General features: G+C 56.7%; 16 protein-coding genes. 5 read left to right on the forward strand and 11 right to left on the reverse strand.

The window, feature by feature from the left end:
- On the forward strand, window positions 1–861 hold an 861-nt coding region (locus AC11W3_RS13480), incomplete at its 5' end, for a helix-turn-helix transcriptional regulator (protein ID WP_484093155.1).
- A gap of 455 nt (window positions 862–1,316) precedes the next feature.
- Complete coding sequence (locus AC11W3_RS13485; RefSeq protein WP_484091762.1) at window positions 1,317–1,856, forward strand: type 1 glutamine amidotransferase domain-containing protein; 540 nt, start codon at window positions 1,317–1,319, stop codon at window positions 1,854–1,856.
- Between the two features lie 110 nt (window positions 1,857–1,966).
- Here the strand turns inward: AC11W3_RS13485 and AC11W3_RS13490 are convergent, their stop codons facing one another.
- From AC11W3_RS13490 to rpmH, 11 genes are all read right to left on the reverse strand, one after another.
- Window positions 1,967–3,199: an LL-diaminopimelate aminotransferase gene (locus AC11W3_RS13490; protein WP_484093156.1), complete on the reverse strand. Its 1,233-nt coding sequence runs from the start codon at window positions 3,197–3,199 to the stop codon at window positions 1,967–1,969.
- Between the two features lie 150 nt (window positions 3,200–3,349).
- Window positions 3,350–4,153 carry a 4-hydroxy-tetrahydrodipicolinate reductase gene (dapB, locus tag AC11W3_RS13495; RefSeq protein WP_484088886.1) on the reverse strand — a complete coding sequence of 268 codons (804 nt, stop codon included), beginning with the start codon at window positions 4,151–4,153 and terminating at the stop codon, window positions 3,350–3,352.
- Window positions 4,154–4,166: 13 nt separating this feature from the next.
- On the reverse strand, window positions 4,167–5,039 hold the full coding sequence (gene dapA, locus AC11W3_RS13500; protein WP_484088885.1) for a 4-hydroxy-tetrahydrodipicolinate synthase: 873 nt from the start codon (window positions 5,037–5,039) through the stop codon (window positions 4,167–4,169).
- 192 nt (window positions 5,040–5,231) lie between these two features.
- On the reverse strand, window positions 5,232–6,485 hold the full coding sequence (gene lysA / locus AC11W3_RS13505) for a diaminopimelate decarboxylase (RefSeq protein WP_484088884.1): 1,254 nt from the start codon (window positions 6,483–6,485) through the stop codon (window positions 5,232–5,234).
- Window positions 6,486–7,004: 519 nt separating this feature from the next.
- The gene (rsmG, locus tag AC11W3_RS13510) at window positions 7,005–7,661 is read right to left on the reverse strand and encodes a 16S rRNA (guanine(527)-N(7))-methyltransferase RsmG (RefSeq protein WP_484088883.1); all 657 of its coding nucleotides are present in this window, start codon (window positions 7,659–7,661) and stop codon (window positions 7,005–7,007) included.
- Window positions 7,658–9,544, reverse strand: coding sequence for a tRNA uridine-5-carboxymethylaminomethyl(34) synthesis enzyme MnmG (mnmG, locus tag AC11W3_RS13515; protein ID WP_484088882.1), 1,887 nt, complete (start codon window positions 9,542–9,544; stop codon window positions 7,658–7,660). Before mnmG ends, rsmG begins: the two co-directional genes overlap by 4 nt.
- Window positions 9,545–10,374: 830 nt before the next feature.
- Entirely contained in the window at window positions 10,375–11,739 is a 1,365-nt protein-coding gene (mnmE, locus tag AC11W3_RS13520) for a tRNA uridine-5-carboxymethylaminomethyl(34) synthesis GTPase MnmE (protein ID WP_484088881.1), read from the reverse strand.
- An 81-nt stretch (window positions 11,740–11,820) separates the two neighbouring features.
- Window positions 11,821–13,428, reverse strand: a complete 1,608-nt coding sequence (gene yidC / locus AC11W3_RS13525) for a membrane protein insertase YidC (protein ID WP_484088880.1) — start codon at window positions 13,426–13,428, stop codon at window positions 11,821–11,823.
- A gap of 17 nt (window positions 13,429–13,445) precedes the next feature.
- Window positions 13,446–13,646 carry a membrane protein insertion efficiency factor YidD gene (gene yidD, locus AC11W3_RS13530; protein ID WP_484088889.1) on the reverse strand — a complete coding sequence of 67 codons (201 nt, stop codon included), beginning with the start codon at window positions 13,644–13,646 and terminating at the stop codon, window positions 13,446–13,448.
- A 1-nt stretch (window position 13,647) separates the two neighbouring features.
- Complete coding sequence (gene rnpA, locus AC11W3_RS13535) at window positions 13,648–13,998, reverse strand: ribonuclease P protein component (RefSeq protein ID WP_484088879.1); 351 nt, start codon at window positions 13,996–13,998, stop codon at window positions 13,648–13,650.
- A gap of 8 nt (window positions 13,999–14,006) precedes the next feature.
- Window positions 14,007–14,156, reverse strand: a complete 150-nt coding sequence (gene rpmH, locus AC11W3_RS13540) for a 50S ribosomal protein L34 (RefSeq protein ID WP_484088878.1) — start codon at window positions 14,154–14,156, stop codon at window positions 14,007–14,009.
- A gap of 279 nt (window positions 14,157–14,435) precedes the next feature.
- On the opposite strand from rpmH, the gene dnaA reads away from it, so the two are divergent.
- From dnaA to recF, 3 genes are all read left to right on the forward strand, one after another.
- A complete protein-coding gene (gene dnaA / locus AC11W3_RS13545) occupies window positions 14,436–15,821 on the forward strand; it encodes a chromosomal replication initiator protein DnaA (protein WP_484093157.1) in 1,386 nt (461 codons plus the stop codon).
- A gap of 220 nt (window positions 15,822–16,041) precedes the next feature.
- On the forward strand, window positions 16,042–17,160 hold the full coding sequence (gene dnaN / locus AC11W3_RS13550; protein WP_484093158.1) for a DNA polymerase III subunit beta: 1,119 nt from the start codon (window positions 16,042–16,044) through the stop codon (window positions 17,158–17,160).
- Between the two features lie 272 nt (window positions 17,161–17,432).
- Window positions 17,433–18,527, forward strand: a complete 1,095-nt coding sequence (gene recF / locus AC11W3_RS13555) for a DNA replication/repair protein RecF (RefSeq protein WP_484088875.1) — start codon at window positions 17,433–17,435, stop codon at window positions 18,525–18,527.
- Window positions 18,528–18,535: the final 8 nt, after the last annotated feature.

The following is an 18,535-nucleotide window of genomic DNA, read 5'->3' on the forward strand; positions in this document are numbered from 1 at the left end:
ATAGACGGGTCACGGGTGAGGAATATCCGGGAAGCGAAGAAACTTACCCAGCTCTACGTGGCGAGCGTGGTCGGCGTCACCACCGATACCATTTCCCGTTGGGAGAATAACCGCTATCCCTCCATCAAGAGGGAGAATGCGGAAAAGCTGGCCCGCGCCCTCGAGGTCGATTTACACGAGATAACACGGCCGGAGGAGGTAGCAGACGTTCCGGCGGCACCTTCGAAGCCAGGACGGAGCACCCGCTTCCGGGTCACCATCGCCTCGCTGGCTGCGGTGTCGCTGTTTATCGTCATCTTCTTATTCACCCGCGAACCGTCGCCGGTTCCGACCGCCACCAGGTGGGCACCGAAATTCGCCGCCCCGGGGGAAGTGATCCCCGTGCAGATCAAGGTTATCAGGCTCAAAGGCGACACCGCCGGCTTCATCCTGAAGGAAAGGATCCCCGATGGCTTCCACCTGGTCGGCTCCCTCCCTGCAAGCTCCGCAGCCGATTCCTCAGGGTCCGTCGCCAAATGGCTCGTCCCCAGCGGTAACGCTTCGCTGACCATTTCATACACCTTGCGCGCCGCTGCCAACCCCCTGCATAAAGAGGCCCGGCTGGGAGGAGAGATCGTCGTGCGCACCGCCGGAGCGACCCGGACGGAGGCAGTCGGCGGCAGCGACACGATTACCCTGGGATCCTACCACTGGGCGGACACCAACGGTGACGGCCGGATCGATGATGATGAGATCATGCCGGCCTACTACGTCTGTGAAGATATTAAAGGGCTAGGGCTGGACTGGAAGACGATCGAGGCGATATGGAGCGGAAAGGGCTACCGCTGGGACCCCAGAGATGGGTACACGGTGGTCAGGTGATTTGCCACGCTGGTCTAAAATACAAAAAAACCGGATCTTCTGACCCGGCTCTGCTACCTCCGCCGCGACTAATGCGAATTGCCACTGCTAGGTTCCTCTCTGTCACCGTTTGATGAACTGGCAGTAAGCTCTCAATTGGGCCGCGACAAGCACGATTGTCAATATTGCGTACGCCAAGAAGATATATCCCATTGCGCTCATTTCCTTACCTCCCCGTCAGCCTCTCCAGTTGGTATTTGCCCCCTCTAGGGTAACCGTAGCACAGCTGCTTATTCATGTAAATGAAATCCATTTTCGCCTGATTCCGTAGATTTTTCTTACCCTTCGGGACGACAGCTATCTTTGTACAGCAGGTGATTTGTTGGTACACTGGTGGTCGGGGCTGAAAGATATTGCGCGAGAGAGACAATGATGGGATCTAAATTTATGCGTCTTCAGCCCCGAAGGAGGATTCAATGACTGGAAAGAAGGTTCTGATTCTTAGCGCCAACGACTTCGAGGACACCGAGCTCCTGGTTCCTCTCTACAGGCTACGCGAGGCAGGGTACACGGTGGATGTCGCTTCCGACAAGCGCGATGCCATCCGCGGCAAGCACGGCTATGAAGTCCCCGTCAATAAGGTCTTCAACGAATGCTCTCCCGCGGATTACGATCTCTTGCTCCTCCCGGGAGGAAAGGCGCCGGCCGCCATTCGCGACAACCAGAAGGTCCAGGAGATAGCACGCACCTTCATGAATGAGAACAAGCCGGTCGCGGCCATCTGCCACGGGCCGCAGATACTCATCTCGGCTGGGCTCGTCAGGGGACGCAAGTGCACCTGCTACAAGACCGTGGTAACCGAGCTGAGGGAGGCGGGGGCCCAGTACCAGGACACCGAGGTCGTCGTGGACGGCAACCTGATCAGCTCGCGTGAGCCTGGCGACCTTCCAGCATTCAACCGCGAGCTCATGAAGATGCTGGAACTGGGAGAGCAGCAGTTAACATATTCGACATGATACAGAAACGACAAAAGGCGGCCCTTTGCGGGCCGCCTTTTCTTTATGCCTGTTATACCTTCCGTTGTATTCGCTGTATTCGCGGCACGGATGCCGCTCCTAGCTAATCTTTACTTCAGGTTCTTCTTGATCCTCTCGACCGCCTCGATGATGTTGTCGCGGTGGCCGAAGGCGGAGAGGCGGAAGTAACCTTCCCCGCTCGGGCCAAAGCCGCTGCCGGGGGTGCCGACCACGTGGCACTCGGTAAGCAGCTTGTCGAAGAAATCCCAGGAGCTCAGCCCGTCCGGAGTCTTGAGCCAGATGTAGGGGCCGTTGACGCCGCCATATACGGTCAGCCCGGCTTCTGCCAGACCTTCGCGGATGATGCGGGCGTTCTCCATGTAGTAATCGATGTTGGCCTTGGTCTCTTTCCACCCCTGTTCGGTGTAGACAGCAGCTGCTGCTTTCTGCACGGGGTAGGAGGCACCGTTGAACTTGGTGGTCTGACGACGCAGCCAGAGCTTGTTGAAGCTGTACTTCTCGCCGGTCGAGGTCGTCCCTTCCAGTTCTTCCGGGACGACCACCAGGCCGCAGCGCACGCCGGTGAAGCCGGCGGTCTTGGAGAAGGAGCGGAACTCGATGGCGCATTTCTTGGCGCCCTCGATCTCGTAGATGGAGTGCGGGATGGACGGATCGGTGATGAAAGCCTCATACGCCGCATCGAAGAGGATGACGGAGTTGTTGGCCAGGGCGTAATCGACCCACCCTTTCAGCTGATCCTTGGTGGCCACGGCGCCGGTCGGGTTGTTCGGGAAGCAGAGGTAGATCATGTCCACCTTCTCCTCCGGGTAAGCCGGGAAGAAGCCGTTGGCCTCGGTGCAGGGCATGTAGACCAGCCCTTTGTAGTAGCCCTTGTCGTTGGCCTCGCCGGTACGCCCGATCATGACGTTGGTGTCGTTATAGACCGGGTAGACGGGATCGCCGATAGCAACGGTGTTGTCCAGGGCGAAGATGTCGAGGATGTTGGCGCAGTCGCACTTGGAGCCGTCGGAAACGAACATCTCGGTGTTCTTGAGCTCGACGCCCAGGGGTTTGTAGGAGTTCTCGATTACCGCTTCGATGAGGAAATCGTAGCCCTGCTCCGGGCCGTAACCCATGAAGGACTCGGCCTTCCCGAGGTCATCGACCGCGTCGTGGAACGCCTTGAGGATGGTCGGGGTCAGCGGCTGGGTCACGTCGCCGATGCCAAGCCTGATGACCTTCGCTTCCGGGTTAGCCGCCGCAAAACCGCGCACGCGACGCCCGATCTCCGGGAAAAGGTAGCCGGCTTTCAGTTTGAGGTAGTTGTCGTTAATCAGTGCCACGTTGTTCCTCCAAAATCTATTTTTAAAATCATTCTCTTTTATCTCCCCCCTTTGAAAAAGGGGGGCAGGGGGGATTTGCCTTCTACTGCCTAAAACCAAATCCCCCTAAATCCCCCTTTTTCTAAGGGGGACTTAAAGTCCCTTGTCAGACTATCGCAGTCCCAGCACGTCCTGCATGTCGTACACGCCAGGCTTCGCGGTCACGACCCACTTTGCGGCACGCACGCTGCCACGGGAGAACATGTCGCGGGTGTGGGCGCGATGGGTGATCTCGATCCGCTCGCCCATGCCTATGAAGTAGACGGTGTGCTCGCCGACGATGTCGCCGCCACGGACGGTCTGCATGCCGATCTCCTCATGGGTCCGCTCGCCGCAGATCCCCTCGCGGTGGTAGTTCGCGACCTTGTTATAGTCGCGTCCCAGCGCGTTGGCTACGACCTCGCCCATCCTGACCGCGGTACCGGAGGGTGAATCCTTCTTCATGCGGTGGTGAGACTCCACGATCTCCACGTCGAAATCGTCACCGAGGATCTTCGCCACGTCGGCCAGGACCTTGAAGCAGACGTTGACACCGACAGACATGTTCGGGGCGATGATGATGGGGACCTCGCGCGCCAGTTCGGCGGCCAGCGCCCGCTCCTCGGGGGTGAAACCGGTGGAGCCGATGACGATGGACTTGCGGTTGAGTGCGCAGACTTCCAGGTTTTTCAGCGAGACCTTGGGCGCGGTGAAGTCGATCAGCACGTCGCACCCCTGCACCACTGCGTTCAGGTCGTCGCTGATGGCCACTCCGATCGAACCGAGGCCGGCAATGAGTCCTGCATCCTGGCCGACCATGGGATGGCCGGGACGCTCCAGGGCTCCCGAAAGCTCGACTCCTTCCGATTCCTTCACGGCGGCGATGATGCGCCCGCCCATGCGTCCTGCGGCTCCGCAGACAGCTATTTTAATCATTTCCGTCGACTCCTTAGATGAGGCCGTATTCTTTCATGATCGCGGTCAGCTTGGCCCTGTTGGCCTCCATGAGCGGAGCCAGCGGCAGGCGGACCTCGTCGCTGCACTTGCCCATCAGCGCAACAGCGGTCTTGACCGGAACGGGGTTGCTTTCGATGAACATGGCGTTGGAGATCTTCAGCAGGTACAGGTGCAGCCTCCTGGCCTCCTCCATATTGCCGGCAAAGAAAGCGTCGACCAGCGAGGAAACCTCTTTCGGCATGATGTTGGCCGTGACGGAGATGACCCCCTTGGCGCCGGCAGCCATCATCGGAAGGGTGATGAAGTCGTCACCTGAGAGGACGGTCAGGTTATCGCCGCAAAGTGCCAGCACCTCCGAGGCCTGCTGCAGGGACCCGGTGGCCTCCTTGATGGCCACGATGTTGGCATGCACCGACAGCCTGGCAACGGTCTCGGGGAGCAGGTTAACGCCGGTACGCCCCGGAACGTTATAGAGGATCTGGGGAAGCGCTACCGCGTCCGCCACTGCCTTGTAGTGCAGGTAGAGCCCTTCCTGCGAGGGCTTGTTGTAGTACGGAGTCACCAGCAGAGCGCCGTCGGCACCTAGTTCCTTGGCATGCCTGGTGATTTCGATGGCTTCCCTGGTGGAATTGGAGCCGGTACCGGCGATGACCGGCACCCTCTTGTTCACCTGCTCGACAACGATCTCGATGACCCTGTCGTGCTCGTGATAATCGAGGGTGGAGGACTCGCCGGTGGTGCCGCACGGCACGATGGCGTCTGTCCCGTTTTCGATCTGGAATTCAACCAGTTCCCGAAGTTTTTCTTCATCGACCGCACCGTTGTTGAACGGAGTCACGATGGCAACGATACTTCCCTTGAACATGGGCTACCTCCTTGTGGTGCCGCTAGTTATAACAATTTTGTCTGGGCCGGGGCCGATACGACCTTCCTCCCCTCCCCTTTCCTCGGTAAGTCCCCCTTTGAAAAAGGGGGATTCAGGGAGATTTTGAATCAGTTGAACCCAGAATCAAATCCCCCCCGCCCCCCCTTTTTCAAAGGGGGGAGTATCACTCTGCTACAGGAACGACGGGATCTTCTCGCCCCTGATGAGGTCTTCGACCTTCTCCCGCTCGCGGATGATCTCGAACTTGCCGCCCTTCACCATCACTTCAGCGACGCGCGGGCGGCTGTTGTAGTTGCTGCTCATGGTGAAGCCGTAGGCTCCGGCGGACATGAAGGCGATCAGGTCGCCCTGCTTGAAGTTCGGGATCTCGCGGTCCTTGACCAGGAAGTCCCCGGACTCGCAGATCGGACCGACGATATCGCCCTCGATGACGCCATCCTGGTTCTTATTGACGGCCTTGACTCCGTGGAAGGATCCGTACAGCGACGGACGGGCCAGGTCGTTCATACCGGCATCGACGATGACGAAGTTCTTCTCCTCGCCCTTCTTGGTGTAGAGGCACTTGCCGACCAGTATGCCGGCGTTGCCGACCAGGTTCCTGCCCGGCTCGAAGAGGAGGTGCAGGCCGAGGTCCTTGGTTTCCGCCAGGATGGACGAGCCGTAGTAATCCGGCAGCGGCGGCACCTCGTCGTTGTACTGGATGCCCAGTCCGCCACCGAGGTCGAGGTACTTCATGTCGATGCCCATATCTTTGACGCCGTCCAGAAGCCGTTTCAGCTTCTTGATTGCGTCGACGAAGGGGGATACCTTGGTGAGCTGGCTGCCGATGTGGCAGTCGATGCCGAGGATGTCGAGATTAGCCATCTTCTTGGCGCGGCCGTACTGCTCAAGGGCGCGCTCGATATTGATGCCGAATTTGGCCTTCTTGAGGCCGGTGGTGATGTACGGGTGAGTCTCAGGGTCGACATCCGGGTTGACACGGATGGCGATGCCTGCTTTTTTGCCGATGCGCCCGGCAACTTCATTGATCCTGTCGAGTTCCTGCTCCGACTCCACGTTGAAGAGGAGGATGCCGCTCTCAAGGGCGTAGGCGATCTCGTCATCCCTCTTGCCGACGCCGGAGTAAACTACCTTCTTCGGATCAACGCCGGCCGAAAGGGCGCGGTAGAGCTCGCCGCCGGAGACGATGTCGACACCGCCACCGAGATTGATGAAGGTCTTGAGGACGGCCAGGTTGGAGTTGGCCTTGACCGAGTAGCAGATGGTATGCGGCGCCGAAGCGAAGGCATTGTCCATCGCCTTGAAATGTCTTTCGAGAGTGGCCTGCGAGTAGACGTAGACCGGGCTGCCAACAGCGGCGACGATATCCTTTATCGCGACCTCTTCTGCGTAAAGCTCGTCACCCTTGTACTGAAAATGATGCATGGTCTTCCTTCCCCCTCTGATCTATGTTAAAAATTTGGACCGTAAACAAAAAAAGTTTTTATATCTAACATAGAAAGGAGCTAGTTGTCAAAATTATTGCTCCTTCTTCCGAACATCGTTTGAATACAATCTCACCTGTCGCGTCCAGAAGACCTCCCCCGTCCCCCTCGACGAGACCATCTTCGTCATTCTCAACAGGACTTTTCTGGTCCTCTTCAACGACCATCTTCGTCATCTCAACAGGACATTTCCCTTCCGCCTCGACTGTGCCATCCCCCTCCCCTTGAGGGAGGGGGCAAGGGGGTGGGGGCTGAATATTTTAAAATTTTACAATGTCAGGCTCAGGAGGAAGACGCTCGGCGCGTTTCCCGTGAAACCGGCCCTTTTTGCCTAAAAAATAGGCTTTCAAATTTCCCCCACAGCGCCTTTTCTCGACCCACCGCACCCATAAGGCTGCCTTTCGATGAAGGTTAGAAATTTGACCCCTTTTTGCTCATTAGGGAGGACCTGTTCATGTTGTTACAATTTTTTAATCATAATTACCAGTGATCGGGCGTCGCCGAGCACCGGAAGCGGAAAGTCTACCACACTTTCCACCTCGACCCCCATCCCGGCCAGAGCTTCCCCGGCAGCAGCCACCTCTTCGGCTGCAGTGCGTCCCTTCATGGCAATGATACGTCCATCACTCTTTAGAAGCGGCAGCGCCATGGCAACGAATGAGGGGATGTCGGAAAATGCCCGCGACACTATCCAGTCAAAGGACTCGGCATAGTCGGCAGCAAGACTTTCAGCGCGAACGTGAATCGCATTGAAATGATCGAGATTCAGCAGACGAGCAGCCTGCTTCTGAAAACTAATCTTCTTCACCACCGCATCGACCGAAACGACATCCAGTTCGGGCAGCGCGATTTTGACCGGGATGCACGGAAAGCCGCCGCCGGAACCGATATCGAGCAGGCGACCCCTACCCTGCACAACCTTCAGCAGGCTCAGCGAATCGACCAGATGCTTCACCGCAATCCCCTCATCATCGGTTATGGCGGTGAGATTTATCTTCCGGTTCCACTTCTTCAGCTCCTCCGCGAAGGTGTTGAGGCTCGAGAACTGCGCGCCGGATAGGACGAGCCCCAATTCCGCTGCACCAGCCTTGAGATGATCCTTTGCAGCCTGGTTCATTTCGCCCCCCTCGCCTTCAGCGCGATCGACAGGATGGTGATCCCTGCGGGAGTGACGCCCGGAATGCGGGAAGCCTGCCCCAGCGTGTCGGGCTTGAATCGCACCAATTTCTCGCGAACTTCCGTGGAGAGACCGGAGATATTGGCGTAATCCATGTCCGCGGGGATGGCCGCCGTTTCCAGCTTAGCCGCCCTATCCACCTGCTCCAACTGCCGACCGATGTACCCTTTGTACTTTATCTGGATCTCCAACTGCTCCCTTATCGTTTCCGGGAGCTCCATGATCTCCGGATAGATCCTGGCGAGATCGTGGCAGGTAAAGTCCGGGCGGCGGAGCAGATGTTCGTAACTTATGGCATTCTGCATCCCAACCAGACCCCATTCTTCCAGGAGATCGTCCCCTGCCGCCGACGGTGCCAGCCTCTGCGCAGAGAGCCGCTCCAGTTCGCTCTCAATCATCTCCCTCTTCGCGAGGAAGGCCTTATACAGCTCATCAGGAAGGAGACCGATGGCGTGCCCTTTCTCCCTCAGCCTGAGATCCGCATTATCCTCGCGAAGGAGAAGGCGATACTCGGCCCGAGAGGTGAACATCCGATATGGCTCCTTGGTCCCGAGCGTCACCAGGTCGTCGATCATGACCCCGATATAGGCCTCGCTCCTTCCCAGCACCAGAGGTTCTTTCCCCAGTACCCGGAGCGCAGCATTGATTCCGGCCATCAGCCCTTGAGCCGCCGCCTCCTCGTACCCGGAGGTGCCGTTGATCTGTCCCGCGTGATAGAGGTTAGGGACCAGCTTCGTCTCCAGCGAGGCGTGAAGCTGGATGGGGTTCACATAATCGTACTCGATGGCGTACGCCGGCCGCATGATCTCAACGCGCTCCAACCCCTCGATGCTGCGGTAGAAGGCCCACTGGATGTCGATGGGTAGCGAGGTTGACATGCCGCTCGGGTAAACTTCTACCGTATCGCGGCCCTCAGGCTCGATGAAGGTCTGGTGGCGGTCCTTCTCCGGAAAGCGCACTACCTTGTCTTCTATTGAAGGACAATATCTGGGGCCGATCCCTTCGATGATCCCCGCGTAAAGAGGGGAACGATCGAGGCCGCTCCTGATGATGTCATGCGACCTGGGGTTCGTGTAGGCGATATGGCAAGGGACCTGCGGCTGGTCGATCCTTTCATTGGAGAAGGAAAAAGGGATCGGCCGCTCGTCGCCGTACTGGGGCTCCAGACGGTTGAAATCAATGGTCCTGCCATCGAGACGGGCGGGCGTGCCGGTCTTGAGCCTGCCCACTTCGAAGCCGCACTCGCCAAGATTGTCCGAGAGGCCGATGGAGGGAAGGTCCCCTGCCCTCCCGCCGGGATAATTGACAAGGCCGATATGGATGAGGCCACGCATGAAAGTACCGGTGGTGAGGACGACGGTCTTGCCCAGGAATCTCACGTCCCCCCTGGTATCTACACCTGCGACAGCGCCATCATCGAGGAACAAGGAGGTGACTTCCACCTGTTTCAGGTCGAGGCCGTCCTGCTGCTCCATGACCGTCTTCATTCGGAGGCGGTACTGCTGCTTATCCGCCTGGGCGCGTGAGGCCCGCACAGCCGGACCCTTTTTCGTGTTCAGGACTCTGAACTGGATACCGGTGGCGTCGATATTACGCCCCATCTCCCCGCCTAGGGCGTCGATCTCCTTAACCAGGTGCCCCTTGGCCAGACCACCGATCGCCGGGTTGCAGGACATCAAGGCGATAGCGTCCAGGTTGATGGTCAGAAGCAGGGTCGAGCACCCCATCCGTGCCGCCGCGAGGGCGGCCTCGCAGCCGGCATGTCCTGCACCGACCACGATGACGTCATATTTTTTGTCATAAACTATCAAGCTGAACTCCATCTCTCAAAATACGAGGTAATACTGTGCAAAGTGCTGTTTCAGTGTTTATTATTCTCTTTGTTCCACGTGGAACATCTCTATCAGCGAAAGTGCAATGTCAGTACCGCAATGTCACTCTACATTCGTAGGAGCGCCCTCCCGGGCGCGAACCAATCACCACGTGAGCAACCCCATGAAAGGAGCATTACCCAAAAAAAATGTCACTTAAAAGCAAATCTCACCTACCCCCCCTTTGCAAAACGGAACTATATCCCAAAAAAAGGTTGTGCCTTCCCCCCCCTTGACAAAGGGGGGAAGGGGGGACTTGCTTTGTTTGAGCTGGCAAAATCCACCTCGATCCCACTTTTTCAAAGGGGGAAGGTCCTATGGTGTTGCAGTACCTTTGTTCTGGACATAGCTCCGTTGCCAAAAGGGGGTAACCCTTGGGCGGCTGCCAATACCACACCCCTCTGTAAAACGGGACCGCGGGGAGATTAGCTGCGTTAGTCAGCTATTTTCAAATACACTATTTTGCGTGCTTCGACAGGCTCAGCACGAACGGTCAGAATACCACTTACTATGACGCTGTTCACCCCAAGCCTATTGAAGGGTGCAATTCATTCAGCCATAACCTCGCCCTCCGAGAGAGGAACTGGGGTCAGGATCGGCGCCGCAGACGGACCTGCCGTTGTGGCCGATCTCTCTTACATTGATATGGACATCAGGCCGATTTACAGATACGGCACAAGGAAACGCGATTAGACCTAGTCAGAAATCAATCTTTTTATCCGCAAACACCTGATTCACCGTCTGTTTCACGTGAAACACACCCATTGCCTTCAATTCGGTACCTACTTTCCTATGCAGAAACTGGAAAAGATCCGGTCCAGAACATCATCAGCGGTGGTCTCTCCAGTAACCTCCCCCACCGCATCCAATGCATCCCTGAGATCGATAGGAAGAAGCTCCATATTCACTCCCTCCCCGAGGTTCGAAACAAAGCGCTGCAACGATTCACGCGCCTTCAACAGTGCGTCCCGGTGCCTTGCCTTCGACACTGCCACGAACTCACGTCCATCTATTGCCTTGCCATGCATGAAGGCAGAGGTGATGGCATTTCGCAGTTCAGGGATACCGGAACCTGTCACGGTTGAAATATCCACCGTCGTCGTCAGTTCCGCAGGCAGGCTCGCCGATGCAGGGAGGTCTGACTTGTTCCTGACCACGATCATGCTCTTCGATCCGATTGCCTTCAGGATGGCTTCATCCTCATCGGTAAAAGGCCTCGAAGTATCAACTACAAAGAGCACCAAGTCGGCCTTGGGAATCCGCTCAAGGGTGAGCCTTACACCCTCCTGCTCCACCTGGTCTTCCGACTCGCGGATACCGGCGGTGTCGAGCAATTTCACGGGGAGTCCGTTGATGTTGACGACTTCCTCGATGACATCCCGCGTCGTACCAGGAACCGCGGTCACGATAGCGCGCTTCTCCTTGAGGAGGGTGTTTAAGAGACTGGATTTGCCGACGTTGGGCTTACCGGCAATGACGACCGAGACCCCGTCGCGCAGTACCCTGCCCTCGTCAAAACCCTCGATCAGGACATCCAGTTCGGCCAGCGCCGGTTCGACCCGGGCCATGACATCAGTCTCGACAGCGACATCGACGTCATCTTCCGGGAAATCGATCAGCGCCTCGACGTATGCGAGGGCATACAGTATCCCGTCCTTAACCACGCTGATTCGCTTGGAAAGAAGCCCCTCGCGCTGGTGCTGGGCCAGGGCCAGCGAAGCATCAGTCCGGCTGGAAATGACATCCATGATGGCCTCGGCCTGGACCAGATCTATCCGGCCATTCAGAAAAGCCCTTTTTGTGAACTCTCCGGGCTGAGCCAGACGCGCTCCTTCGGAAATGACCAGAGAGAGGATCTGCGACACGACCAGGGTGCCGCCGTGGCACTGCACCTCGACCACATCTTCACGGGTGTAGGAATTGGGCCCCTTCATGTAGACCACCATCGCCTCGTCGACGACATCCCCATTTTGCGGATGGACCACGGCACCATAAGAAAAACGGTGGCTTTTTAGGCCACCGTTCGACTTTGCTCTGAAGATGCTTTGTGCTATCTGCAGGGAAGCCGGACCACTCACCCTGACGATCCCGACGCCCCCCTCCCCTACCGGGGTGCTGATTGCGGCAATTGTATCTCTCAAGTACATAGGAAAAACTCCGGCTAAGGGCTAAGGGCACGGGGCTAAAGGTTTCCCTTAGCCTTTAGCCCTTAGCCTTAAGCCCATTACTTACGCATTCACCGATTTGTTGATATACATCTGCTGGGCGATGGTCAGGATGTTGTTGACCAGCCAGTAGACGACCAGGCCGGACGGGAAGTTCAGGAACATGAAGGTGAAGACCACCGGCAGCGCCAGCATCATCTTGGCCTGGACCGGGTCCATGTTGGACGGCGTCATCTTCTGCTGGATGAACATGGTGACGCCCATGATGATCGGGGTCACGTAGTACGGGTCCTTGGCGGAAAGGTCGGTGATCCAGAGGAGGAAAGGTGCGTGCCTGAGCTCGATGGAGTACATCAGCGCGCGGTAAAGACCGAAGAATACGGGAATCTGCACCACCATCGGCAGGCAGCCGCCCATCGGATTGACCTTATGGGTTTTGTAAAGCTCCATCACGGCGCGGTTCATGGCGTCGCGATCGTTCTTGAACTTCTCCTTCAGCTCGGCCATCTTGGGCTGAAGCTTCTGCATGTCTTTCATCGACTTGTAGCTCTTGTGAGTGAGCGGGAAGAAGATGAGCTTGAGAATGCAGGTGATGATGATGATGGCGAAGCCGTAGTTCCCGGTGTACTTGTAAAGGAACTTCAGGGCGTGGACCAGCGGCTTGGCGATGGGGCCGAACCAGCCGTAGTCGATGACTTCATCCAGCCTGTTGCCCTGCGACTTCAGTATGTCCAGGTCCTTCGGCCCGATATAGAGGGCATAATTCACGGAAGCGGTCTGTCCGGCAGGAACGGAAAGCGCCGGCGAAGAGAGATCCCTCACCAGGAGATCGGTGGAAGGATGCGTCAACCGCACCGAGGCGATGCTCCCCTTGTCGGAGATCACGGCATTGACGAAATACTTGTCGCCAAAGGCTGACCAGATCACGCTGTTGTCGAACTGCAGCGGCTTCTGGACCTTCTCCACCTTCTCGGCATTGACCTTGTTGTCGGCAAGGGTGGCGGGACCGTAAACCTCGTATCTCCCCTCCCCCTTTTCCGGCGTCACGACACGGTCCTTCTGAACCAGGTGCAAGACACCATCGACCTTTCCGGCCCCGGTGTTCTGAAGCTGTTCGGAAAGTCCGATCTGGTAGTTGTTTCCGGAGAAGCTGTAGATCTTCTTGAAGACCCCCCCCTGCGGCGTGACGGTGGTGAATTCGAGGGATCCCTTGTTGCCGTCGGCGAGCTTCAGGTTTTCAGCGGAACTGTTGAAGACGGTGGCCGGGGTGATCCCCAGCTCCCTCGCCTCGCTCAACAGGGCGAAGCGATCGGGATTGCTCTCGTTGACCAGGACAATGTCCTTGCCCTTGGCGCCGGGGGCGTCCTTATACTTCTTAAGCACCAGCTTCCTCAGTGCTGCCCCCTGCGAGGAGAAGACGGCGGTATAGAGGTCGGTATCGACGGTCAGGTCACGAGCCGCGGCGGCAGCCTGGGGGGCAGCGGGAGCCGCGGGCTGAGCTGCCGCGGTAGCTGCAGCGGCCGGGGCGGTGGCGACTGCGGGATTGGCTGCCGAGCTGATGGTGGCCTGCTTGGGTACTAAAGGCTGCTGCTTCGGCGCGGGGAACAATAAAGAATAAGCGTATAGAACTCCGATAGAGAGTAATACCGCTATGATGACTCGTTTTTCCATGCAATTCTCCTGAGAGACTATTTGACCGGATCGTAACCGCCCGGATGGAACGGATGACACTTAAGGATGCGGGCAGCGGTCAGCCATCCACCTTTGAGGGGGCCGTACTTTTCCAAGGCTTGTAGGGAATAATGTGAACAGGTAGGGTAAAAACGGCAGGAAGAGGCCTTGAACGGAGAGATGAATCTCTGGTAGAGGATGATCAGGCCTTTCAGAATTCTAGTTAGCATATCGTTTCCGCAGCCGCCCGAGGGCGGCTGCGAGCTCGTTGGAGAGTTGGTGATAATCAAGCACTTCTGCCCCTTTTTTTGCCACGACGTTTATATCGGCCTGCATGAAAAGAGACTTGTTCTGCCTGTAAAACTCCCTAAGCCTTCTCTTGATATGGTTCCGCATGACTGCGTTCCCGACCTTCTTGCTCACGGTGAAACCGATCCTGATGCCGGAGTCACGGTCCTTCCAGAGGAGCAGAAAATGCGCGGTGTGCATCTTGGCTGCGTTCTGGTTGAACTGCAGAAAGTCGGGGCGCCTGCGTAGGCGCTCTTCCTTGGGGAATTCAGTTGCGGACAAGAAAAGAACTACTTGGTGGCGATGCCCACGGAGAGGCGCTTGCGGCCTTTGGCCCTTCTCCTCTTGATGACCAGCCTGCCGTTCTTGGTCGACTGGCGTACGAGAAATCCGTGGGTCCTCTTCCTGGAGGTATTGCTGGGCTGGAAAGTTCTTTTCATCTTTATGACTCCTTAAGGTGATTATATTCTACTCTTATCTACGGTTTAAAGGTAAGTATCGAACTTAAACATAATCACAAATCCTTGTCAAGGTGTTTTTCCCCGGCCAAGTTTTGCCTTGCAAAAACAGGGTGGCTCTGCTAGTCTGCTGCTGCACTAAAATTAGGATGGGTTTATCCTGTCTAAATCTCGGTAACCAGCTGAAATCACCATACATATTTCTTATCAACAGTTGTTGATAAGCCTGTGCAAAAACAGCGGATAAAAAGGCCTCTCTCCATGGAAAATGTTTGGCAGGAAGCCCTCGTTAACCTTAAGAAAGTACTCACCGGACAAACCTATACTACCTGGATCGACCCCATCAAGTTTCTGGGCGCAACAGATGATACGATAGTCCTCGAAGTACCAAGTTCCTTCTTCCAGAAATGGGTCACCGACAAATACCTCCCCACCATCAGGGAAACAGTCTCCGTCCTTACCGACAAGGAATTCCACATAGAGTTCCATGTCGCTGAGACGAAGTCAGAGCCCCAGCCCAGAGCAGAGAAGGAACCGAAGGTCGCAAGGGAAAAAGAGAAAGACAAAGAGAAGGACAAGGACAAAGAGAAGGAAAAAGAAAAGGATAAGGACAAGAAGGCCGACTTCATCCCCACCCTCAATCCGAAGTATACCTTCGAGTCCTTCGTCTGCGGCCCCAGCAACCAGTTTGCCTACGCAGCCTCCCAGGCGGTGGCCAACAAGCCGGCTACCAACTACAACCCGTTATTCATATACGGCGGCGTCGGTCTGGGCAAGACCCATCTGGTGAATGCCATCGGGAACCAGATCCTGGCCAAGAACAGCAAGGCCAAGATCTGCTACTACTCGTCCGAGAAGTTCATGAACGAGATGATCAACTCGCTCCGTTACAAGAAGATGGACGAGTTCCGCAACAAGTTCAGGAAGATGGACCTGCTGCTGATCGACGACATCCAGTTCATGGCGGGAAAAGAGGCGACCCAGGAGGAGTTCTTCCACACCTTCAACGCTCTCTACGAGTCCCACAAGCAGATCGTGGTCACCTCCGACAAATTCCCCAAGGATATCCCCGGGCTCGAGGAGCGGCTGAGGTCGCGCTTCGAATGGGGCCTGATCGCCGACATCCAGCCCCCCGGCGTCGAGACTAAGGTCGCCATCCTCAAGAAGAAGTCCGACATGCACGCCGTCAACCTTCCCGATGACGTGGCGCTCTTCCTCGCCGAGGGAGCGACCAGCAACATCAGGGAACTGGAAGGGATGCTGATCAGGCTCGAGGCCTTCGCCAGTCTTACCGGGCAGGAGATCACCCTGGCCATGGCGCGCGACGTCATGAAGGACATCATCGTCGAGAAGACCAAGGAAATCACCGTCGAGATGATCCAGAAGATGGTGGCCGAGCACTTCCGCATCAAGCTTTCCGAACTCAAGTCGGACAAAAGGGTCAAGACCCTGGTGGTCCCGCGCCAGATCGCCATCTACATCTGCAGGGAGCTCACCAAGTCATCCTATCCCGAAATCGGCGAGAAGTTCGGAGGCAAGGACCACAGCACCATAATCCACTCCGTCAAGAAGATAGAGAAGCAGATGGCCGGCGACGCGGAGTTCAGAGGGACTGTGGAAGATATCAAGAAAAAGCTGTTCATGTAGCGGGGAAAAGTGTGGATAAATCCCCTGCCGGCGGCTCGAACAAATTTGCCTGTGCACAAAAGGAGGAAACCCCGAAAGATACTCCAGGAGTTTTCCCCGCAAAAAAGCCGAGTCATTGCAAGGGCCAAGGATGCTTTTCCACTTTTCAACAGGCATATATCTACTACTACTGACCTTTTATAAAAACATAATATAAGAAGCAAGGCGGGAGGGAGACTCCATGGAATTCAAAATTAGCAAAGAGATCTTTTTGAAGGCGCTCCAGAGAATTCAGGGGATCGTGGAAAAGCGTAACACGATGCCGATCCTCTCCAACGCGCTGCTTGAGGTGCAGAACGACCTCCTCTATATCACCGCGACCGACCTCGAAGTCGGCATGAAGAGCTCCTACCCCACCAAGGTGATCAAGGAAGGAAAGATCACCGTCTCGGCCAAAAAGCTGTACGAGATCGTCAAGGAGATGCCGGACGAGGAGATCACCTTCTCCACCAAGGAGAACGACTGGGTCGAGATCACCTGCGGCAAGGCCCGCTTCAACATCGTCGGTCTTTCCTCCGAGGAGTTCCCCTACTTCCCGAAGGTGAAGGACGAGAATTTCATCGTCTTCAAGAACGAGATCCTCAGCGACATGATCGAGAAGACCTCCTACGCCATCTGCTACGACGAGACCAAGTACAACCTCAACGGCGTCTTTATCAAGGCGGTCGAGGAGTCGGGCGCGACGGTGCTGAAGATGGTGGCGACCGACGGACACAGGCTTTCGGTCGCGCAGAAGACCATCGAAGGCAACATCAGCGCCGAACTCGCCAAAGGCGTGATCTTCCCCAAGAAGGGCATCTTCGAGCTCAAGAAAATGGTGGAGGAAGAGGCCGGCGAGATCATGCTGGGCTTCATGGACAACAGCGCGGTCATCAAGAAGGGGAACACCGTCGTGGTCATGAGGCTCATCGACGGCGAGTTCCCGGACTACACCAAGGTCATCCCGTACAACAATGACCGCTCGGTGCAGCTCAACCGCGACAAGTTCCTCCACTCGCTGAAAAGGATGGCCATCCTCTCCAGCGAGAAGTTCAAGGGGGTCAAGATCGACGTGGATCCGGAGCAGATGATCATCTCCTCCAGCAATCCCGAGCTTGGCGAGGCACGCGAGGAGATCGAGGTGACCTACGATGGCAACGAGATCTCGGCGCGCTTCAATGCCAAGTACCTGGTCGACGTCCTCTCCGTGATGGCCGACCGGGAGGTGGAGCTGAAGCTGAAGGACGAGCTCTCCCCGGTGATCATGAAAGCGGTGGCGGACGAGGACTTCATGGCCGTCATCATGCCGATGAGACTGTAGAAGCAAGATTCTGTTCCTTAAGACGCCATTTCCATGCTATCATTAGCGATGGTCCAATTGGTGCCCATGAACCTCGCGGCCTTTTCCCCTCGCCCTCCGGGCCGGCGCGCTGCAGGGTTTCGGCCTGCAAGCGGGAGAGGGGACTGAAAGCAATCCTGACTCCCACCCTTTTAAAAGGGGGGAGTCAGCTCAAGTGATAACAGTTAAGTAAGGGAGAGGCGTAGTGACCATTCACCCTTCACCTTTCACCTTTCACGGTTCATAAGAGCTGGATGAAGCTGATAAAGTTGAAACTCGGTTCCTTCCGTAACCTGAAAAATCTTGAACTCGAGCCCGGCGAGAAGTTCAACGTATTTTACGGCAACAACGGCCAGGGCAAGACCAACCTGCTGGAATCGATATATCTCCTCGCCACGATGAAGTCTTTCAAGCAGGCGAAGAACTCGGAACTCATCGCGTTCGGAGCCGACTTTGCCCTCATCAAGGGGGTGGTGGAGAGGGATCGGGTTCAGCGCGAGATATCGCTCCTCCTGGAGAAGCAGGGGAAAAAGGCCAAGATTGACGCTAAGTTGGCCACCAGGGTCGACGACTTCTTCGGCAACCTCAACGTGGTGGTCTTCACCCCGGACGAGATATCGATGGTACGCGGTGGGCCGGAGCTGAGACGCCGCTACCTCGATCGCGCGGTCTTCACCTGCGATCTCGACTACCTCAAGGCGTACCACGACTACGCGAAGATCCTGAAAAACCGGAACGTCCTGTTGAAGAACAACGAGACCTCCGGCATCGAGGTCTGGACGGAGCAACTGGTCCAGGCGGCCCAGGTCGTGATCGAGCGCAGACGGGCTTATCTCAAGGAGATAGAGAAACTCCTCCAGGGCTTCTACACGGAGATATCCGGCAACGACGAACTTGTCCAGCTGGCCTACCGGTTCCACGGCCTGGACCAGAAGGAGTACGACGAGGATCCGCAGCGGGCGCTGGGCCAGGCGCTGAAAGCCCATGCGGCGGAGGAGCGGCGGCGCGGGTCGACGGCCATAGGGCCCCATCGTGACGACCTCTACTTCGGACTCAACGACCGTACCACGAGGCACTTCGCCTCCCAGGGACAGCAGAGATCGTTCGTGCTGGCTCTCAAGATGGCGGAGATAGAGTACATCACCCGGAGATTCCAGGCCCCGCCGGTACTGCTGCTGGACGACATGACCAGCGAACTGGATCTCGACCGCAACTTCAACCTGATGGAGTTTCTGAAGAAGAGGGAGATGCAGGTGTTCATCACCACCACCTCCCTGCAGAACATAGCTCCTGAAGGCATGCAAAACCATAGGACCTTCCGCATAAGCGAAGGAAGGATTCTCAACTAGAGGTAAAG

The sequence above is a fragment of the Geomonas sp. genome, assembly GCF_056994735.1.